Consider the following 17408-nt stretch of genomic DNA (forward strand, 5'->3'; position numbering starts at 1 on the left):
CCCTGGCGGCCGCCCGAATTACTTGTAATACAAGTTTCCAACTTGTAGCATAAGAACTACGGGCGACGAAGCCCATTTCAGATTCCGAGGAGCCCCCCATGAGCACCGTAGACCTCATCCGCCACGTCAAACTTTCCACCGCGAGGCTTCCCCTTGCCGTGCCGATCAGCGACGCAAAAGTCTTCACCGGCCGCCAGAAGCCCATGACCGAGGTGGCCTTCCTCTTCGCCGAAATCACCACCGAGCAGGGCCACAGCGGCATCGGCTTCAGCTACTCCAAGCGCGCAGGCGGACCCGCCCAGTACGCGCATGCCAAGGAGGTGGCCGAGGGCATCATCGGCGAGGACCCCAACGACATCGGCAAGATCTACACCAAGCTGCTCTGGGCCGGCGCCTCCGTGGGCCGCTCGGGCGTGGCCACCCAGGCGCTGGCCGCCATCGACATCGCCCTCTACGACCTCAAGGCCAAGCGCGCCGGCCTGCCTCTGGCGAAGCTTCTGGGTTCCTACCGCGACTCGGTCCAGACCTACAACACCTCCGGCGGCTTCCTCAACGCCTCCCTCGACGAGGTCAAGGCGCGCGCCACCCAGTCCATCGACGAAGGCATCGGCGGCATCAAGATCAAGGTGGGCCTTCCGGACAGCAAAGAGGACCTGCGCCGCGTCGCCGGAATCCGCGAACACATCGGTTGGGACGTCCCGCTCATGGTGGACGCCAACCAGCAGTGGGACCGCGCCACTGCCCTGCGGCTGGGCAGGCAACTGGAGGAATTCAACCTCGTGTGGATCGAAGAGCCGCTGGACGCCTACGACTTCGAAGGCCACGCCCACCTCGCCAACGTCCTGGACACCCCCATCGCCACCGGTGAGATGCTGGCCTCCGTGGCCGAGCACAAGGGCCTGATCAACGCCAACGGCTGCGACATCATCCAGCCCGACGCTCCCCGCGTCGGCGGCATCACCCAGTTCCTCCGCCTCGCCGCACTGGCGGACGAGCGCGGCCTGGGCCTTGCCCCGCACTTCGCCATGGAGATCCACCTGCACCTCGCCGCCGCCTACCCGCGCGAACCGTGGGTGGAGCACTTCGACTGGCTGGACCCGCTGTTCAACGAGCGACTCGAAACCAAGAACGGCCGCATGCTGGTTCCGGACCGCCCCGGCCTCGGCGTGACACTCAGCGACCAGGCCCGCGCCTGGACAACCGAGTCCGTGGAGTTCGGCGCGTAACCTTGAACGCATGAGCCGGAACCTGACCGCGGACCTCGCCGCCGATCTTCGCACCCGCATCGTTGACGGCGTCATCCAGCCCGGAGACAAGCTCCCCAGCGAAAACACGCTGATTGGCGAGTTCGGCGTCAGCCGCACGGTGGTCCGGGCGGCCCTGACCCGGCTCCAGGCTGAAGGACTCGTGGAAACCGAACGCGGGCGGGGCAGCTTTGCGCTGACCCCGCCCCCGCACGGCGATCCGCATTCGCCCGGCGGGCGGCCGGTGGCGAGCCTTGAGGACCGGCTCCACCTGCTCGAGTTCCGCATTGGCGTCGAGGCGGAGGCCGCGGCCCTGGCTGCCCGAAACCGGACGGACCGGCAACTGAAGGCAGTCCTGAACGCCCTGGAGGAGTTCACTGCCAGCGGCGACCACCCGGCGCATGCCATGAAGTCCGACTACGAATTCCACAAAGCCATCGCTGCGGCGACGGGAAACCCCTTTTATTCGGACTGCCTCGCGTCCCTGGGCCAGACCATGATCGCCATGCCGCGCACCCGGCTGATGACCGGCGTCGAACACTACGCCCGCGACCACTTCGAACAGGTGGTCCACGAGCACGAATCCATCTATGCGGCCATCGCGGAAGGTGACGTGCCGTCGTCGTCGGCTGCCATGCGCAGCCACCTGGCAAACTCGAGACGCCGGCTTAGGGACGGGCGCCAGTAGCCCCGGCCAGCTGCCGCTGCCGGGCGAAACCGGCCGCGTGTCCGGCCGGGAAGCGCGCCCCCGCTCAGGCGTGAAGGTCGGCCAGCCGGTCAGAACGTGTCGATCAGCTTGAGGAGCCGCAGGACTGCGGGGTTGGCTGTCTCTTCGTTCCATGCCAGCTCCAGATCCACGCGGTTCAGCTCCTGGATGCCGTGCCGTCCGTCAATCTCGTGGAATTCCACCCCGGCGGGCGCGAACGCCATGGCCGAGGCGGGGACAAGCGTCACTCCCAGACCGGCCTGGACGAAGGCCAACAGGGCCGGAACCTGGCTTGCGTACTGCGTGACGTTGGCGTGGGCGCCGGCGCTGGCGAACAGCCGGAGCACCAGGTCGTGGAAGTACCGGGCCTCTTTGGTGGAGTACATCAGCAGCGGCAGCCTGTCCAGGGACCCCAGCGGCAGCGGCTGACCCGCCGGCACCGCCATATTGCCCAGCAGCGAACTCCCCTCGGGCAGCGCCACCACCAGCCGGTCCTGCATGAGCGGCCGGGACACCACCCCGGGCCGGGCCACGATGGGCCGCAGCAGGCCGATGTCCACGCTGCCCTTCACCAGCCCGTCCATCTGGTCCGTGGAAACCAGTTCCCGGAGTACAAAGGACACGCCCGGCATCCCCTCCGCGGCCCGGCGCAGCATCAGCGGCAGTGCACTCTGGCCGGCGATGGCCGTGTACCCCACGGTGATGGCACCTGCTTCGCCTGAGGAAACCCGGCGGACATCCAGGTCAGTCTTGATGCACATGTCCAGGATCTGCCGCGCCCTCGGCAGCAGGGTGGCGCCCGCGGCGGTCAGCTCCACTTTCCTGCTGGTGCGGCCGAAAAGCTGGGTTCCAAGCTTCTTTTCGAGCATCTGGATCTGGCGGCTTAGCGGCGGCTGGGTCATGTTCAGCCGCTCAGCCGCGGCACCGAAGTGGAGCTCTTCAGCGACGGCCACGAACGCCTCTAACTGGGGTAGGGAAAACATTCATACCTTTACTGAATTGTTGAGTGCACAAATTAGCTTGGACTTGGATCGATGACTCCCCTTATGGTCGGTGAACGGAGCAGGTAAATCAACCCCCGAGCCAATCAAGGAGCACAGCGCTGTGGACCAGGCATACGATCCCGCCCAGTACATCAATCAGGCCAGGGTCACCGGCGTCTCCATCACGCCGGTGGCCTTCAAGGACCCGCCGCTGCTGAACACAGTGGGCGTTCACGAGCCGTTTGCGCTGCGGGCCATCGTGGAGGTCCAGACGGACGCCGGCGTATCGGGCTTCGGTGAAACCTACGGCGATGCCGGCCACATTGCCCGGCTCCGGCTCGCCGCGGCAGCCGTGCCCGGCACGGACGTTTTCAACATCAACCTGCTGCGCAGCCGGATCGCCCAGGCACTCCGGCAGGACACCATCCAGGGCGGCCACGGCATGAGCGGCATGGTCACAGGGTCCAGCACGGCAGACCGCGTGCTCTCCGCGTTCGACGTCGCCGCCCTGGATATCCAGGGCAAACTCCTCGGCCGGCCGGTCAGCGACCTCCTGGGCGGCGCCGTCCGTGACTCCGTGCAGTTCAGCGGGTACCTGTTCTACAAGTGGGCGGGCCATCCCGGCCAGGCGGACGACGCCTGGGGTGCGGCTCTGGACCCCGCCGGGATTGTGCGGCAGGCCCGGACCATGGTGGACCGCTACGGCTTCAGCGCGCTCAAACTCAAAGCCGGCGTGTTCCCGCCGGAAGAAGAGATTGCGGCTATCCACGCCCTCCGCGCCGAGTTCCCCGACCTCCCCCTCCGCATCGATCCCAACGGCGCCTGGACAGTGGAGACCTCCATCCGGGTGGGCAAGGAACTGCACGGCGTCCTGGAGTACCTTGAGGACCCCACACCAGGCATCGAAGGCATGGCGGCCGTCCGCCGCGAGGTCGGCATGCCCCTGGCCACGAACATGTGCGTGGTCAGCTTCGCGGATGTGGCCCCTGCCGTGGCGGCCGGCGCCGTGGACGTCATCCTCTCGGACCACCACTTCTGGGGCGGCCTCCGCCGGACCCAGTTCCTGGCCGGCATCACCGAGACCTTCGGCCTTGGCCTGTCCATGCACTCCAATTCCCACCTTGGCATCAGCCTCGCCGCCATGGTCCACTTGGCGGCGGCAACCCCCAACCTCGACTACGCCTGCGACACGCACTGGCCCTGGAAGGACCCGTCGGAGGACGTCATCGCGGGCGGTGTGTTCACGTTCAAGGACGGCGCCGTCCAGGTCCCCACCGGCCCGGGCCTCGGCGTCGAGGTGGACCGCGACGCCCTGGAACGCCTGCACCGCCAGTACCTGGACTGCGGGATCAGGAGCCGGGACGACACCGGCTACATGCAGCGGCTCCACCCCTCCTACGAGCTCCAGGGCCCCCGGTGGTAAACACCGCGGACCAGGCTCCGGATGGTCCTAAATCACTGAAGATCGTGGTCACCGACCCCATTATCAGCCGCTTCGAGGACCAGTTAAAGGTCGACGGCGGCACTCACCAGTGGGACATGGCGGCGGCTTGGACTCCGGACCGCCGGCTGGACGCCCTGGCGGGCGCCGACGTCGTGGTTTGCTCCTCCCTGGGCCCAGCGGAAGCGGAAGCTGCCGGCCGTGTGCGCCTGGTCCATGTGACGGGTGCTGGCTACGACAAGATTTCCTTCCCGCACCTGCTGCCGTCAGCCCTGGTGGCCAACACCTTCCATCACGCACGGCCCATCGCCGAGCACGTCCTGATGGTCACCCTGATGCTGTCGCGCAATGTCGCTGCCGCCGACCGGGACGTCCGCCAGGGGCAGTGGCGGACCATCGCAACGGACCGCGACGTGCCGTTCCATCCCGTCCTCGCCGACCTGACACTGGGCCTGGTGGGCCTGGGGTCCATCGGAGCCGAAGTCGCCCGCGTGGCCGGAGCGCTGGGCATGAAGGTCCGCGCTGTGCGGCGCAATCCGGCAGCCGCCCTGCCGCCGGGGGTCCGCCTCGACTGGGTGGGCGGAAACCACGAACTCCACGGGCTCCTGGCGGCGTCCGACGTCGTGGTGGTGACCGTGCCGCTGGATTCCGGCACGGAGGGGATGATCGGGGCGGCGGAACTGTCCGCCATGAAACCCTCAGCGTTCCTTATTAACGTGGCACGCGGGCCGGTGGTGGATCAGGCGGCACTGTACGCGGCCCTGAAGGAGCGGCGGATCGCCGGAGCCGGCCTCGACGTCTGGTGGGGATCACCCGCGGACGGCGTGATTCCGCCCGCTGAACTGCCCTTCGCGTCCCTGCAGAACACCGTGCTGACCCCGCACCATTCCGGCCATGCACGCACCACCTTTGAACGCAGGGCGGCCGATATTGCCGCCAACATCGGGCTGCTCGCACGGGGCGGGGAGCTCGTTAACCTGGTGCCGCGGCCCGTCCCGGCTGCTGGTCCCGTCCCGTCTACGTAGCCGCCAGGACCAGCTGCACGATCAGCAGGGCGCTTCCCAGCGCCGACGCACCCAGGGCCAGGGCCTTCAGGCGTGCGGCGTTGAGGAAGCGGTTCACGAACCGGGATGCCGCGTAGCCGCAGACGGCCGCCGGAACCATCCACAGCGCCAGCAAAAGCATCTCCGCGGTGACAGCTCCGGTCATCCACAGCATCAGCATCGAAATCGACGATCCCACCATAAAAAAGGCACTCATCGTGCCGCGCAACCGGGGGCCGTCGTGTCCCTGCCACACCAGGGCCATGGGCGGTCCCCCGATGGAGGTGGCGGTGCCCATGATGCCGGAGGCTGCGCTGGCCGCGATCAGGTTGGCGCGGACGGGCCGGGGAGCCCAGCCGCGGCCCGCCAGCGCCAGACCGCTCAGCACCACGGCCACCACCACCCAGGCCAGGCCCTCGCGGGACAGTGCCGTCACCAGCCACGCCCCCAGGAAACTCCCGGGAATCCGTCCTACCAGGGCCCAGCCCGTGCCACGGAGGTCCAGGCTTTGCCGCTCCCGCACAGTGACCATGACGGTGACCAGCAGGGCCAGGAGGATGAGCGTGGCGGGAAGCAGCGCCGGATCCACCATCGCGATCACCGGCGCTGCCAGCATGCCCATGCCGAAGCCGCTGGACGCCTGCAGGCATGCGGCCAGGAAGACCACCCCGGCGATGAGGGCATATTCGGCACCGGTCACTCGGGACCACTCACTGGACGGGCACAGCAGCGGCAGGTGCAGCGGCGCCGGTCAGGCCTTTGATGGAGTCGAGCGGGAAATGGCATTCTGCAACATGCTTCGTACCGTCAGGGGCGGCCAGGACCTGCGGTTCCGGTGATACTTCGGCGCAGATGTCCTGGGCTTTCCAGCAGCGCGTCCGGAAGCGGCAGCCCGACGGCGGATCCAGCGGAGAGGGCAGCTCACCCTGGAGGACAATCCTGTCCCGCCTGGTTCCGCTGACGTCCAGCTTCGGGGACGCCGACATCAGGGCCGCCGTGTAGGGGTGGCGGGGATGGTCAAAGACTTCCTCGGTGGCCCCGGTCTCAATGATCCGTCCGAGGTACATCACGGCCACCCGGTCCGCCACATGGCGGACCACGGTCAGGTCGTGGGAGATGAAGATGTAGGAAACGCCGAGTTCCTGCTGGAGCTCATTGAGCAGGTTCAGGACCTGCGCCTGGACGGAAAGGTCCAGTGCCGAGACCGGCTCGTCGAGGATGATGACGTCCGGGTTCAGCGCCAGGGCCCGGGCAATGCCGATGCGCTGGCGCTGCCCGCCGGAAAATTCCTGCGGCGACTTCCTGGCGTCTGAGGGACGCAGCCCCACCATGTGCAGCAGCTCACTCACCCGCGCCTGGCGCTCCCGGGACGTCGGGTAGAGGCCGCGGTGGGTGGCCCACGGCTCGGCGATGATGTCGCCGGCGTTCATCCGGGCGTTCAGGGACGCGAACGGGTCCTGGAAGACCATCTGCACGCGCCGCCGCCAGCTCAGCAGTTCCTTCCCGCGAAGCCCGAAGGGGTTGGTTCCCTCGAAGGTCACGGTTCCTTCATCCGGTGTTTCCAGCATCATCAGGGTCCGCGCCAAGGTGGACTTGCCGCAGCCGGACTCGCCCACCAGCCCCAGGGTCTCGCCCCTGCCGACAGTCAGGCTGATCCCGTCCAGGGCCTTGAGCCTTGTGTTCCCAGTGGCGCTCCTGGCCACGTGGAAGGTCTTGGTGACTCCGTCGATTGTCAGAAGCGGCTCAGACATTGTTGATCTCCTCGCTGAAGTGGCAGGCGGCCGTGCGGGCAGGCCGCGGCTCCGTGCCGGAAGGGATGGCTGCCGGGCGGAGCACGGGCCGCTCGGCCCGGCAGATGTCCTGCACCAGCGGGCAGCGGGACTGGTAGACGCAGCCGGCGGGAATGTCGTGGAGCTCCGGCGGGCTGCCGGCGATGGACTTCAGCTTGGCGCCGCGCTCCAGGTGGACGGGGACGGACTCCAGCAGTCCCTTTGTATACGGATGGCGCGGATCGGCGAAAACTTCGGAGACGGGTCCGCTTTCCACCACGTTCCCGGCGTACATCACGGCCACGGAGTCGGCCTCCTCGGCCACCACCGCAAGGTCGTGAGTAATGAGGATGACGGCCATCTGGCCCTCCTCACGGAGCTTCCGCAGCAGCTGCATGATCTGTGCCTGGACCGTGACGTCCAGTGCGGTGGTGGGTTCATCGGCGATCAGCAGGCGCGGGTTGAGGGCCACGGCCATGGCGATGAGGATGCGCTGGCGCATGCCGCCGGAGAACTGGTGCGGGTAGGAATTGACCCTGGATTCCGGCTCGGGGATGCCGACGCGTTTCATCAGGTCAATCGCTTCAGCCCGCGCCTGCTTGGCGTTCAGCCCGCGGTGGATGCGGAAGGCCTCGCCCAGTTGCGTCCCCACCGTATAGACGGGGTTCAGGGCAGTCAGCGCGTCCTGGAAAACGATGCCCAGCTCGGGCCCGGCAAACTTGCGCCGTTCCTTGGCGCTGAGCGCGGCGAGGTCGGTGCCGTTGAGCACAATCTCGCCGTCGGCGAGGTCGCAGACGGGGTCCATGATCCCGGCGAGGGCCTTCGCTGTCATGGACTTTCCGCACCCTGACTCGCCGAGCAGCGCCAGGGTTTCCCCGGCACGGGCTTCGAATGCCACGCTGTTGACGGCGCGCACGGTGCCGCGGTGCGTGCGGATGTCCACGGCAAGGTCTCGGACCTGCAGGACGACGTCGTGCGCTTTGGCCTGGCCGGTGGCAGCGCCGGCAGCTTCGCCGGCGCGCTGGATAGGGGCTTGTTGGGCAGCTGTTTTCACGGCTGTGCCTCCTTGGCTGGGATACGGGCGATCAGCCGCTTGCGGGGTAGTGCCAGGCGCCAGCGCTGGGCCGGATCGGTGGCGATCCGCAGCCAGGCGGCGAGGACGTTGGCGGCGATGGTGGTGACCACGATGGCGACGCCCGGGAAAATCGAGAGCCACCAGGCGGTCTGCAGGTACTGCCTGCCCTGGGAGACCATCAGGCCCCAGCTGACGTCCGGCGGCTGGATGCCGATGCCCAGGAAGCTCAGCGAGGACTCGGCGAGCATGACATAGCAGAACTCGAGGGTGGCCAGCGTCAGGAGCGTCGGCAGCACCACGGGAATGACGTGCCGGGCGATGATGGCATTGGGCTTGGCACCGAATGTGCGCGCCGCATCCACGAACGTCCGGCTCTGCAGCTCCGCCGATTCGGCGCGGGCGGTGCGCAGGTAGATCGGGATGCGGGTGAGGGCCAGGATCAGCACGATGTTCGCTGCGCTGGGGCTGAAGACATAAAGCACGACGACGGCGAGCAGCAGGGAGGGGAAGCTCATGATCACGTCGGCGATGCGCATGGAAACGTTCTCCCGCCAGCCCCGGTGATAGCCAGCCCACACGCCCCACAGGGAGCCGACCACCAGGGCCACGGCCACCGCTGGCAAGGCGACGGACAGGGTGGTCCGGCTCGCCACGACCAGCCGGGCCAGCATGCTGCGGCCCAGGGAATCGCTGCCCAGGAAGTATTCCCAGCCGTGCGCCAGCGTGAAGGGTGCCTTGTTGGCGAACAGCAGGTTCTGTTTGGTGGCCAGATCACCCATCAGCGCAGGTCCGACGAGCGCGGTCAGGCCGATGAAGACCAGGATCAGCGCAGAGACGGTGGCAAAGCGGTCCTTGAGCAGGAGACGGAAGAGGCTCAGCTTTCCATCCTGTTTTCCGTCCTTCTTTTCATTCTGGGGTTCGAGGGCCGCCGGCAGCGTTTCCGGTGCCGTGCCCTCAGTCAGTGAACTCTTCATGGCTACTCCTAGGCCTTGACCGTGACGGGACGGACGCGCGCGTCCAGCAGCGCGTAGCCCATGTCGATAAGGATGTTCAGGGCAAAGATCGCGACGGCGGTGAGCAGGACGGCGGCCTGCAGGACAGCGAAGTCCCGTTGCAGGATCGAATCGATCATGAGCTTTCCAATGCCCGGCCAGCCGAAGATGGTCTCCACCACCACCGCGCCGTTCACGAGGCCCACGGTCAGGTCGCCGGCCACCGTCAGTGCGGGCGCGGCAGCGTTGCGCAGTGCGTGGTGCGTGACCACCCGGAGTTGGCCCGCGCCGCGGCTGCGGGCCAGTTTGATGTAAGGCTCCGAGAGGGCTGAGACCATGGAGCCGCGGACAATCTGGACCAGCACGCCGAACGGCCGCAGGAGCAACGTGGCGATGGGCAATACCCAGGCGCCGGCCCCCGACACACCAGATGTCGGGAGCCAGCCCAGGGTGATGGCGAAGACCCAGATGCCCACGATTGCCAGCCAGAAGTCCGGAATCGAGGCGGCAGCCATGGAGACGAAACTTGAGATGCGGTCCGCGATGCCGTTGGGCTTCAGTGCAGCCCAGCACCCGACCACCAGCGCCAGCAGCACGGCCAGCACCATGGTGGTGGCGGCCAGCTGCAGGGTGGCCGGGAAAGCCCGCAGTGCCATGGCCGCGGCATCCTGACCCGTGCGCAGCGACTGCCCGAAATCGAGCCGGAGCACGCCGCCGAAGTAGTCGGCCATCTGCACCAGCAGCGGCTGGTCCAGTCCGTTGCGTGCGGTGAAATCGTCGCGCATCTGCTGGGTGGCATTCAGCGGCAGGTACAGGCTGGCGGGGTTTCCCGTCATCCTGGCCAGCGCGAACACACCAACAATCACCACCACCAGCGGCAAGGCGCTGGAGACAATCCGCTTTCTCAAGTAGATCAGCATGGCTGTCCTTATCTCCGGGTCCGGGCTAGTTTGCCGGGGTCATTTCCGAAACACGCAGCTCGTCGCCACTGGACGAATTGGGCGTGTACTTCACGGACTTCGCCTTGCCGATGATGCCGGTCTGGTGCGAGATGTGGGCGAACTGGACCACTTTGTCGTTCTGGTACGCGAAGATGTCCTCAAAGGCCTTCTTCCGCTCGTCGCCGGAGGCCGCATCCGCCTTCTTGATCATGGCGTCGAACTCGGGGGTGCCGAAGTAACTCTGGGCTCCGGTGGACAGCATGTATTGGTCCACGGTGAAGGCTGCATCGCCGGCCTGGTTGCCGTGCTGGGTCATCAGGGCCACCGCGCCTTCATCATCGGGGAACGGACGGACCTGGTAGGTCAGGTGCTGGCTGGTTTCGAGCATTTTGAGCTTGACGTTCAGGCCGGCCTGGCTCAGCTGCTCCTGGAGGACCTGGCCGAGTTCGGTGATCTTGGGGAACTGCGCGCTCCGGACTACCAGCGAGATCTGAGCGGACGTATCAACACCGTCGGCCTTGGCATCGGCAACGAGGGACTTCGCCTTGTCCAGGTCAAACGGCCAGGCCTTCAGCGCTGAGTTGTGCCCCACGATGCCTTCGGGAACCAGCTGTGCGGCCACTTGGTGCTTGCCCTGGTAGAGCGAGTTGACGATTCCCTCCTTGTCGAGGGCGTAGTTGACTGCCTGGCGGACACGGATGTCGTTGAGCGGCGCCTCATTGGCATCGAGCCGCAGGGCCACGGTCTCGTTGTTGGGGTAGTCCACCCCGAGGTCTCCGATGTTGTCGTCCGGGCTCAGCCCCATGGCAACATCCGCCTCGCCGCTGGTGATCATGGCAGCGCGCACCGAACTCTCGGAGCGCCACTGGTACTCGGCCTTGGCATAGGCGGGCTTGTCTCCCCAGTACCCGTCCCAGCTGGAGAGGGTGATCTTCTGGCCGGCGTCCCACTTCTCGATCTTGTAGGGACCCGTGCCGATCGGCTCACGGACCTTCTCCGTGGCGCTGGTGGACGTAGGAACCACCTCGAGGAATGAAAGGCGCAGCGGCAGGATGGGATCAGGTTCGGGAGTGGTGACGGTCAGGGTGGTGGCATCCACGGCCTTCACGGCGAGGTCGGCGTCGCCGAAGACGTAGCCTTCCACGTTGCAGCCGAGCTTGGAGTTGACCGCCCTTTCGATGGTGAAGGCGGCGGCTTCGGCATTGAACGGCGTGCCGTCCTGGAAGGTCACACCTTCGCGCAGCTTGAGGGTCCACTCGGTATCCGTGGTGGCCTTCCATTCAGTGGCGAGCTTGGGCTCGAGTTCGCCACTCGTGGGATTGCGTTCAATCAGGGGTTCGGTGACGTTCGAACGCACCACAACACCGGTGGACGTCAGGTTCGACTCACAGGCTTCCAGCGTGGGCGGCTCCTGGCCGAGCACCACGCGCACCGTCGACGAGGAGGCGGCGCCGGCGTCGGAATTGGCCACTGAACAGCCGCTCAGACCGAGCACCGCGACGGATGCCAGGGCCGGCCATTTGAGCAAGGCGGCGGGAAATGGGGGCTTTGAAGAAGACGTCATTGGATTCCTCCGAATTGGGTGTTTGCGGCAGGGGGTGCTCTTGCACCAGTGGAACCGGGCAACAAGATCAGGTCGTTCGGGCCGCGCTGGACTCAAGCTAGTTGAGGTCCACAGGCTCCACAAGGTTTCTGCCGGCCGCCGGAGCCGCGCGGCAGGGCCGCCTCCGGGCACCGGCGCCCTGTGACGGGCACCACTCATCCCGGAAATCCGCGTGGTTCCGCCGGAGTGCCTCAATCGATTCACTTCGGGCATCGAACCATGCCATTTACATGTTGGACGCGTATGGATCCGAAACCTAGGGTGCAGATATGAAGAACACCGCCGTCCTGCAGGTAGGGCCACTGATGCCAACCGTCCAAGAAGCCATCCGGAGCGAGTACGACGCCGTGCGCCTCCCCGACGCCACCCCCGAGCGGGAGGAATTCCTGCAGCACCACGGCGGATCCTTCAAGGTCGCCGTGACCTCCGGAAAGTTCGGCGTCGGCCCGGACCTGATGCGAGCCCTTCCCGGCCTCCGCGCGGTCATCAACTTCGGCGTCGGCTATGACACCACGGACGTTGCCCAGGCCGCCCGGCGCGGCATCACGGTCAGCAACACCCCCGACGTCCTTAACGACTGCGTGGCGGACACCGCCATCGCCCTGTACCTCGACGTCCTGCGCCGGGTGAGCGCCGCGGACCGCTTCGTCCGCCGCGGTGACTGGCTCAGCAAGGGCAACTTCCCCCTCGCCACCAAGGCCAGCGGGAAGAGAGTGGGCATCCTGGGGCTCGGCCGGATTGGGCGGGTCATCGCCCGCCGGCTGGAAGGATTCGACTGCGAGATCAGTTACCACAGCCGCAATCCGGTGGACGGGGTCAGCTATGAATACAAGGCCTCACCGCGCGAGCTTGCCGCCGGTTGCGACGTCCTGATTGTCGCCGCCGCGGGCGGGTCCGGCTCGGCCAAACTCGTGGACGCCGACGTCATCGACGCCATCGGTCCTGACGGCTACCTGATCAACATCGCCCGGGGAACGGTGGTGGACGAGGACGCCCTTGTGGCTGCGCTGCTGGCCGGGCGGCTGGCCGGGGCCGGCCTGGACGTCTTTGCGGAGGAGCCGAAAGTCCCGGAGGACCTCCTCGCCCTGGACAACGTGGTCCTCCTGCCGCACCTGGGCAGCGGAACCCACGAAACGAGGGCGGCGATGGCGGAACTTACCCTCGCGAACCTGCGGCAGTTCGTTGCGTCCGGGTCGGTCCTGACGGCGGTGCAGGCATGAGCGTCGCAGTGGGATATGTTGCCAGCCAGGAGGGCCGGGCCGCCCTGGGTGCCGCCATCGGAGAGGCTGCACTGAGGAAGACCGGGCTGCAGATCATGGGCCCGGTGGCGGGCGAAGCTTCCGCGGAGGCGGAGTCGGACATCCGCGAAGCCATTGCTGCCGCGGCCGCGGCGGGCGTCCAAGCTGCCCTCCGCCCCAACGAGGGCATTGACGCAGCGGACGTCATGATCGACGCCTCCTACGAGGAAGATATTGAACTGGTGGTGATAGGCGTCCGGCGCCGCTCCCCGGTGGGGAAGCTTTTTCTTGGCAGCACTGCCCAGCGTGTCATCCTTGAGGCAGGATGCCCGGTCACGGCGGTGAAAGCCGACGTCGGCCCGCGGACCTGAGCCGGCCAGTTCGCCCGGATTCCCCGCAGTGCCCCATGGGTATCACGCAATGCAAAAAACGTGTTGGACGCGCATCGCCGCGGTTGAATAAAGTCAAAGGGAAGGCTGTGGCGAGGACCACAAAGGACTGGCCGCCCGGTCCCCCGCAGCGCATGCTTTTTCATCGATTCAGAGGATTTTTCCCATGCAGTCTGTCGACATCGCTGTCACGGATCTGGCGTCTGCCACCAAGAAGTTCTTCCGGCGCGTCCTGCCCATCATGCTGGTCATGCTCGTCTGCAACCAGCTGAACCGTTCGAACATCGGCTACGCCCACGAGCACCTGGAAGCGGATGTCGGCATCGGCGCCGCAGCCTACGGTTTCGGGGCAGGGCTGTTCTTCATCGCCTACGCGATCTTTGAACTGCCCAGCAACGTGATGATGGAGAAATTCGGTGCCAGGGTCTGGCTGACCAGGATCATGGTCAGCTGGGGCATCGTTTCCTTCCTGATGGCGTTCGTGCAGAACGAAATGATGTTCTATGTGCTGCGCTTCCTGCTGGGAGCGGCCGAGGCGGGATTCTTCCCCGCCGTCATCTTCTACTTCGCCCGCTGGGTACCGGCCGGCGAGCGGGGCAAGGCCACCGCCATTTTCATCGCCGGTTCCTCGGTTGCCGCCGCCCTGTCGGGGCCCATCGCCGGAATGCTGCTCAGCCTCCAGGGCGCGCTGGGATTCCGCGGCTGGCAGTGGCTCTTCGGTTTCGAAGGACTGCTCTCAGTGATCGTTGGCATCACCGTCTACTTCCTCCTGGACGCCAGGATCGAGGACGCCAAATGGCTGACCCTCAAGGAAAAGGCTGCACTCATCAGCGCCATCGCCGGCGAGGATGCCCAGCACACCGGCAGCCAGGACACCAAAATCAACCGCTGGAAGATGCTGCTGAACCCGCAGATCCTCCTGCTGTGCGGCATCTACTTCTCGGTCCAGCTGTCCATCTACGCCAACACCTTCTGGCTGCCCAGCATCGTCAAGCAGATCCCCGGCACCACGGACCTGAGCGTCGGTTTCCTGTCCGCCATTCCCTGGGTGTGCGCCGTCGTCGCCATGTACTTCGCGGCCAAGTGGCAGGACAAGGCCACCTCCAAGCGCCCGCTGCTGGTGGTTGCCCTGCTCGTGGCCGCCGTGGGAACGTTCGCGGCGGCCGTCGCCACTCCGGTCCTGGCCCTGGTGTTCCTGGCCGTGGCCGCGATGGGTTTCAAGAGCGCGTCCCCGCTGTTCTGGACCATTCCCCAGTCGGGCCTGCATCCCCTGGTCCTGGCACCGGCCATCGCCATCATCAACTCGCTCGGCAACCTGGGCGGCTTCGTGGCGCCGTTCGGTTTCGGCATCATCAAGGAACAGACCGGAAGCGTGGTGCCGGGACTGTTCGCCCTGGCGGCGGCATCCACCCTCGCCGCCGGCCTGGTGTACTTCCTCAAGGAACGGACGACGACGGCGGGTCACCCGGACGCCGACGGCAACCTCCCGGACCGCCGCAGCATGGCCTCCTCGAGCAGCGCCACCACGGTGTAGAGGATGATCGACACCAGGGTGATCACCACCACTGACGCCCACACCTCGTTGTTCCTTGCCCGGGACACGGCAGAGATGATGGCGTAGCCGATCCCCTTCCCCGTGGCGAGCCACTCCGCCAGCAGCGCGCCGGTGATAGCCCCGGGAATGGAGACTTTCACGGCGGTGAAGAAGGCCGGCAGGGACGACGGCAGGGCCACTTTCAGCAGGGCGGTCCAGCGTGATCCGCCATAGACGTCGATGACTTCGAGCATGGCCGGGGACGCCGAGCGCAGCCCGAACACAAGGGTGACCAGGGCGGGGAACAGCACCACGATTCCGCCGATCGCTGCGACCGCCGGTTCCTGCCGGCCGAAGACCAGGATGATGATGGGCGCCAGCGCCACGAGCGGAACGGAGCGCAGCAGCATGGCCACCGGCATCAGGGCGTTCTCCACACCGCGGAACAGGACGAACACACCGGCAATCACCACGGCGCCCACCATTCCCGCGGTGAACCCGAGGAAGGCGTCCACCATGGTCTGGCCGAGGTTCTGCAGGACAGCTTGACGGTTGGTTTCCGCGGCCGGCACAGCGAACAGGAAGTTGACCACGTCCAGCGGGCCCTTGCCGACAAAAGGCGAGATGTTGAAGATCTTGAGCAGCGCCACCCACAGCAGCAGCACCACGGCCAGGGAAACCAGCAGGCCCACCCCCGCGCGGCCCGCACCTTTCAGTGCGGCCAGTCCGGCAGCCGGACCCGTCTTCATACGGCCGGCATTCATGATGCCGCCTGGCGCCCGGAGGACCACGGAGCCACGAACCGCGCCAGCAGCGCGAAGGCTCCATAGCCGGCCCCGGCAAGCAGTCCCGCCACCAGAGCGACACCCCAGGCCCTGGCGATCTCGAGGTTTTGTTGCGCGTTGACGAGGGCAGGTCCGATGCCCCGGTCCACGCCGCCCACGTATTCGCCCAGCACGGCGCCCAGGACGGCGGCCGGGACGGCGATCTTCAACGCGTTCAGGATCCCAGGCAATGCGGAGATGAGCTGGACCTTCACCAACTGCATCAGCCGTCCCCCGCCGTAGACCGCCACGAGGTCCAGGCTGGCCCGGTCCGCGCTCTTCAGCGCCGCCAGCGCGCCCACCACGGTGGTGAAGAAAACCGAGATGCCCGCCAAGAGGACGGCCGTGCCGGACGATTCCCCGCGTGCGGGCGAGCCGATGACGATGAAGGCCAGCGGCCCGATGGCCACGATGGGCAGGCAATAGCTGATCACCGCCAGCTGGGTGACCAGCCGTTCCAGGGACGGAAGCACCAGGACGCTCGCGGACAGCAGCAGTGCAGCGGCGTTCCCCCACAGATACCCCGCGGACGCTTCGGCCGTTGTCACCGCCAGGTTGGGCCAGTAAAACCCGACGCCGTCGCGCGCCAGTTGCCCCAGGACTTCCGGCGGCGTCGGCACGGCACCGCCGGAACCGTCCGCACTGGCGCCCACCCCGGAAAGCACCGTTGCGGCGGCCAGCCACCAGAGCGCAACCGTGGCTGACACGCCGATCGCGGCCGCGGCCCACGGCGGCAGCGGCCGGGCCGCCGTCGTACTTAACAGCCTCGCACTTAACAGAAAGGGCCGTGTCACGGTGACTCCACTTCCTCAAGTGGCGCGCCGGCGTCGCCGAACAAGAGCTCGGACGCACGGTCACACAGCGCGTGGAACTCCGGCGTGCGCATCATCTCCGGAGTCCTGGGACGGGGCAGGTCCACGGTGATGATCTCCTTGATCCGGCCCGGGCGGGCGCTCATCACAGCCACCACGTCGGAGAGGAACATGGCCTCGGCGATGCCGTGGGTGACCATCAGGGTCGTGGCAGGCTTCTCCGTCCAGATCCGTAGCAGCTCAAGGTTCAGCCGCTGGCGGGTCATGTCGTCCAGTGCACCGAAAGGCTCATCAAGCAGCAGCACCGACGGCTTGAGCGCCAGGGCACGGGCGATGGACACCCGCTGCCGCATGCCTCCGGACAGCTGGGCCGGCTTTGCCTTTTCGAAGCCCTTCAGACCGATCAACTCCACCAGGTCATCCACCATTGCGTGGTCAACGGGGAGCCCGGCCACCTCGAAAGGCAGCCGGATGTTGGACACCACGCTCCGCCAGGGCAGCAAAGCCGGATCCTGGAAGGCGATCCCCAGTTCATGCCGCGTCCGCAGCTCGGCCGGCGTGTGACCGTCCACCGTCACTTGTCCGGTGGTGGGGGTTTCCAGGCCGGCAAGAATCCTCAGGATGGTGGACTTGCCGCATCCGGAGGGTCCCAGCAGGGAGAGGAACGTTCCCTTGGACGTCATCAGGTTGGCGTCCTCCAGTGCCACCACGCTCTTCCGCCCCATCCGGAAACTCTTGCCCAGGTTGCTGAGCGATATGCCCGTCCCGGAGAGCAGTCCTCCGGCGACGACGTCCGTGCTCACTTCAGTCATGC

17 protein-coding genes are annotated in these 17408 nt (G+C 66.7%); 7 read left to right on the forward strand and 10 right to left on the reverse strand.

Annotated elements, in window-relative coordinates; genetic code table 11:
• Positions 1–98: 98 nt before the first annotated feature.
• Positions 99–1226 carry a mandelate racemase/muconate lactonizing enzyme family protein gene (locus PV761_RS11540; RefSeq protein WP_347896849.1) on the forward strand — a complete coding sequence of 376 codons (1128 nt, stop codon included), beginning with the start codon at positions 99–101 and terminating at the stop codon, positions 1224–1226.
• A 10-nt stretch (positions 1227–1236) separates the two neighbouring features.
• Positions 1237–1932, forward strand: a complete 696-nt coding sequence (locus PV761_RS11545) for a FadR/GntR family transcriptional regulator (protein WP_028272362.1) — start codon at positions 1237–1239, stop codon at positions 1930–1932.
• An 89-nt stretch (positions 1933–2021) separates the two neighbouring features.
• On the opposite strand, the gene PV761_RS11550 is transcribed toward PV761_RS11545, so the two are convergent.
• Complete coding sequence (locus PV761_RS11550) at positions 2022–2933, reverse strand: LysR family transcriptional regulator (protein ID WP_028272361.1); 912 nt, start codon at positions 2931–2933, stop codon at positions 2022–2024.
• A 121-nt stretch (positions 2934–3054) separates the two neighbouring features.
• Here PV761_RS11550 and PV761_RS11555 point away from each other — a divergent pair, with 121 nt between their 5' ends.
• Together PV761_RS11555 and PV761_RS11560 are read left to right on the forward strand one after the other, a co-directional pair.
• Positions 3055–4356, forward strand: coding sequence for a glucarate dehydratase family protein (locus tag PV761_RS11555; RefSeq protein ID WP_347896852.1), 1302 nt, complete (start codon positions 3055–3057; stop codon positions 4354–4356).
• Positions 4350–5399: a 2-hydroxyacid dehydrogenase gene (locus tag PV761_RS11560; protein WP_347896854.1), complete on the forward strand. Its 1050-nt coding sequence runs from the start codon at positions 4350–4352 to the stop codon at positions 5397–5399. The genes PV761_RS11555 and PV761_RS11560 overlap by 7 nt, the downstream gene beginning before the upstream one ends.
• On the opposite strand, the gene PV761_RS11565 is transcribed toward PV761_RS11560, so the two are convergent.
• Genes PV761_RS11565 through PV761_RS11590 form a run of 6 tightly spaced genes read right to left on the reverse strand, consistent with a single transcriptional unit; the run spans position 5392 to position 11758 of the window.
• On the reverse strand, positions 5392–6117 hold the full coding sequence (locus tag PV761_RS11565; protein WP_347896856.1) for a sulfite exporter TauE/SafE family protein: 726 nt from the start codon (positions 6115–6117) through the stop codon (positions 5392–5394). The two genes, PV761_RS11560 and PV761_RS11565, sit on opposite strands and share 8 nt — an antisense overlap.
• A gap of 10 nt (positions 6118–6127) precedes the next feature.
• Positions 6128–7168, reverse strand: coding sequence for an oligopeptide/dipeptide ABC transporter ATP-binding protein (locus PV761_RS11570; protein WP_347896858.1), 1041 nt, complete (start codon positions 7166–7168; stop codon positions 6128–6130).
• Positions 7161–8240 (reverse strand): ABC transporter ATP-binding protein, encoded by a 1080-nt coding sequence (locus PV761_RS11575; RefSeq protein ID WP_347896860.1) that lies wholly within the window; start codon positions 8238–8240, stop codon positions 7161–7163. Before PV761_RS11575 ends, PV761_RS11570 begins: the two co-directional genes overlap by 8 nt.
• On the reverse strand, positions 8237–9235 hold the full coding sequence (locus tag PV761_RS11580; RefSeq protein ID WP_028272356.1) for an ABC transporter permease: 999 nt from the start codon (positions 9233–9235) through the stop codon (positions 8237–8239). The genes PV761_RS11575 and PV761_RS11580 overlap by 4 nt, the downstream gene beginning before the upstream one ends.
• Before the next feature lie 8 nt (positions 9236–9243).
• Positions 9244–10173, reverse strand: a complete 930-nt coding sequence (locus PV761_RS11585; RefSeq protein WP_347896862.1) for an ABC transporter permease — start codon at positions 10171–10173, stop codon at positions 9244–9246.
• Between the two features lie 25 nt (positions 10174–10198).
• On the reverse strand, positions 10199–11758 hold the full coding sequence (locus tag PV761_RS11590; protein ID WP_347896864.1) for an ABC transporter substrate-binding protein: 1560 nt from the start codon (positions 11756–11758) through the stop codon (positions 10199–10201).
• A 308-nt stretch (positions 11759–12066) separates the two neighbouring features.
• On the opposite strand from PV761_RS11590, the gene PV761_RS11595 reads away from it, so the two are divergent.
• The 3 genes from PV761_RS11595 (at position 12067) to PV761_RS11605 (ending at position 14958) form a co-directional block, all read left to right on the forward strand.
• Positions 12067–13017, forward strand: coding sequence for a 2-hydroxyacid dehydrogenase (locus PV761_RS11595; protein ID WP_347896866.1), 951 nt, complete (start codon positions 12067–12069; stop codon positions 13015–13017).
• Positions 13014–13406, forward strand: a complete 393-nt coding sequence (locus PV761_RS11600) for a universal stress protein (protein WP_347896868.1) — start codon at positions 13014–13016, stop codon at positions 13404–13406. Before PV761_RS11595 ends, PV761_RS11600 begins: the two co-directional genes overlap by 4 nt.
• Positions 13407–13590: 184 nt before the next feature.
• Positions 13591–14958 (forward strand): MFS transporter, encoded by a 1368-nt coding sequence (locus PV761_RS11605; protein ID WP_347896870.1) that lies wholly within the window; start codon positions 13591–13593, stop codon positions 14956–14958.
• Here the strand turns inward: PV761_RS11605 and PV761_RS11610 are convergent.
• From PV761_RS11610 to PV761_RS11620, 3 genes are read right to left on the reverse strand one after another with little or no spacing between them, the layout of a single operon-like run.
• The gene (locus PV761_RS11610) at positions 14886–15722 is read right to left on the reverse strand and encodes an ABC transporter permease subunit (RefSeq protein WP_347896872.1); all 837 of its coding nucleotides are present in this window, start codon (positions 15720–15722) and stop codon (positions 14886–14888) included. The two genes, PV761_RS11605 and PV761_RS11610, sit on opposite strands and share 73 nt — an antisense overlap.
• Complete coding sequence (locus PV761_RS11615) at positions 15719–16576, reverse strand: ABC transporter permease subunit (RefSeq protein ID WP_347896874.1); 858 nt, start codon at positions 16574–16576, stop codon at positions 15719–15721. The genes PV761_RS11610 and PV761_RS11615 overlap by 4 nt, the downstream gene beginning before the upstream one ends.
• Complete coding sequence (locus PV761_RS11620) at positions 16573–17406, reverse strand: ABC transporter ATP-binding protein (RefSeq protein ID WP_347896876.1); 834 nt, start codon at positions 17404–17406, stop codon at positions 16573–16575. Before PV761_RS11620 ends, PV761_RS11615 begins: the two co-directional genes overlap by 4 nt.
• Positions 17407–17408 lie beyond the last annotated feature (2 nt).

It is taken from the genome of Arthrobacter sp. CC3, from assembly GCF_039907775.1.
Classification (GTDB): Bacteria; Actinomycetota; Actinomycetes; order Actinomycetales; family Micrococcaceae; genus Arthrobacter.

Bases quoted from the DNA above. Each gene is read 5' to 3' on its own strand.
- PV761_RS11590 (WP_347896864.1), bottom strand. From the start codon at position 11,758: ATGACGTCTTCTTCAAAGCCCCCATTTCCCGCCGCCTTGCTCAAATGG.
- PV761_RS11600 (WP_347896868.1), top strand. From the start codon at position 13,014: ATGAGCGTCGCAGTGGGATATGTTGCCAGCCAGGAGGGCCGGGCCGCC.
- PV761_RS11610 (WP_347896872.1), bottom strand. From the start codon at position 15,722: ATGAATGCCGGCCGTATGAAGACGGGTCCGGCTGCCGGACTGGCCGCA.
- PV761_RS11540 (WP_347896849.1), top strand. From the start codon at position 99: ATGAGCACCGTAGACCTCATCCGCCACGTCAAACTTTCCACCGCGAGG.
- PV761_RS11595 (WP_347896866.1), top strand. From the start codon at position 12,067: ATGAAGAACACCGCCGTCCTGCAGGTAGGGCCACTGATGCCAACCGTC.
- PV761_RS11580 (WP_028272356.1), bottom strand. From the start codon at position 9,235: ATGAAGAGTTCACTGACTGAGGGCACGGCACCGGAAACGCTGCCGGCG.
- PV761_RS11585 (WP_347896862.1), bottom strand. From the start codon at position 10,173: ATGCTGATCTACTTGAGAAAGCGGATTGTCTCCAGCGCCTTGCCGCTG.
- PV761_RS11545 (WP_028272362.1), top strand. From the start codon at position 1,237: ATGAGCCGGAACCTGACCGCGGACCTCGCCGCCGATCTTCGCACCCGC.
- PV761_RS11605 (WP_347896870.1), top strand. From the start codon at position 13,591: ATGCAGTCTGTCGACATCGCTGTCACGGATCTGGCGTCTGCCACCAAG.
- PV761_RS11550 (WP_028272361.1), bottom strand. From the start codon at position 2,933: ATGTTTTCCCTACCCCAGTTAGAGGCGTTCGTGGCCGTCGCTGAAGAG.
- PV761_RS11570 (WP_347896858.1), bottom strand. From the start codon at position 7,168: ATGTCTGAGCCGCTTCTGACAATCGACGGAGTCACCAAGACCTTCCAC.
- PV761_RS11620 (WP_347896876.1), bottom strand. From the start codon at position 17,406: ATGACTGAAGTGAGCACGGACGTCGTCGCCGGAGGACTGCTCTCCGGG.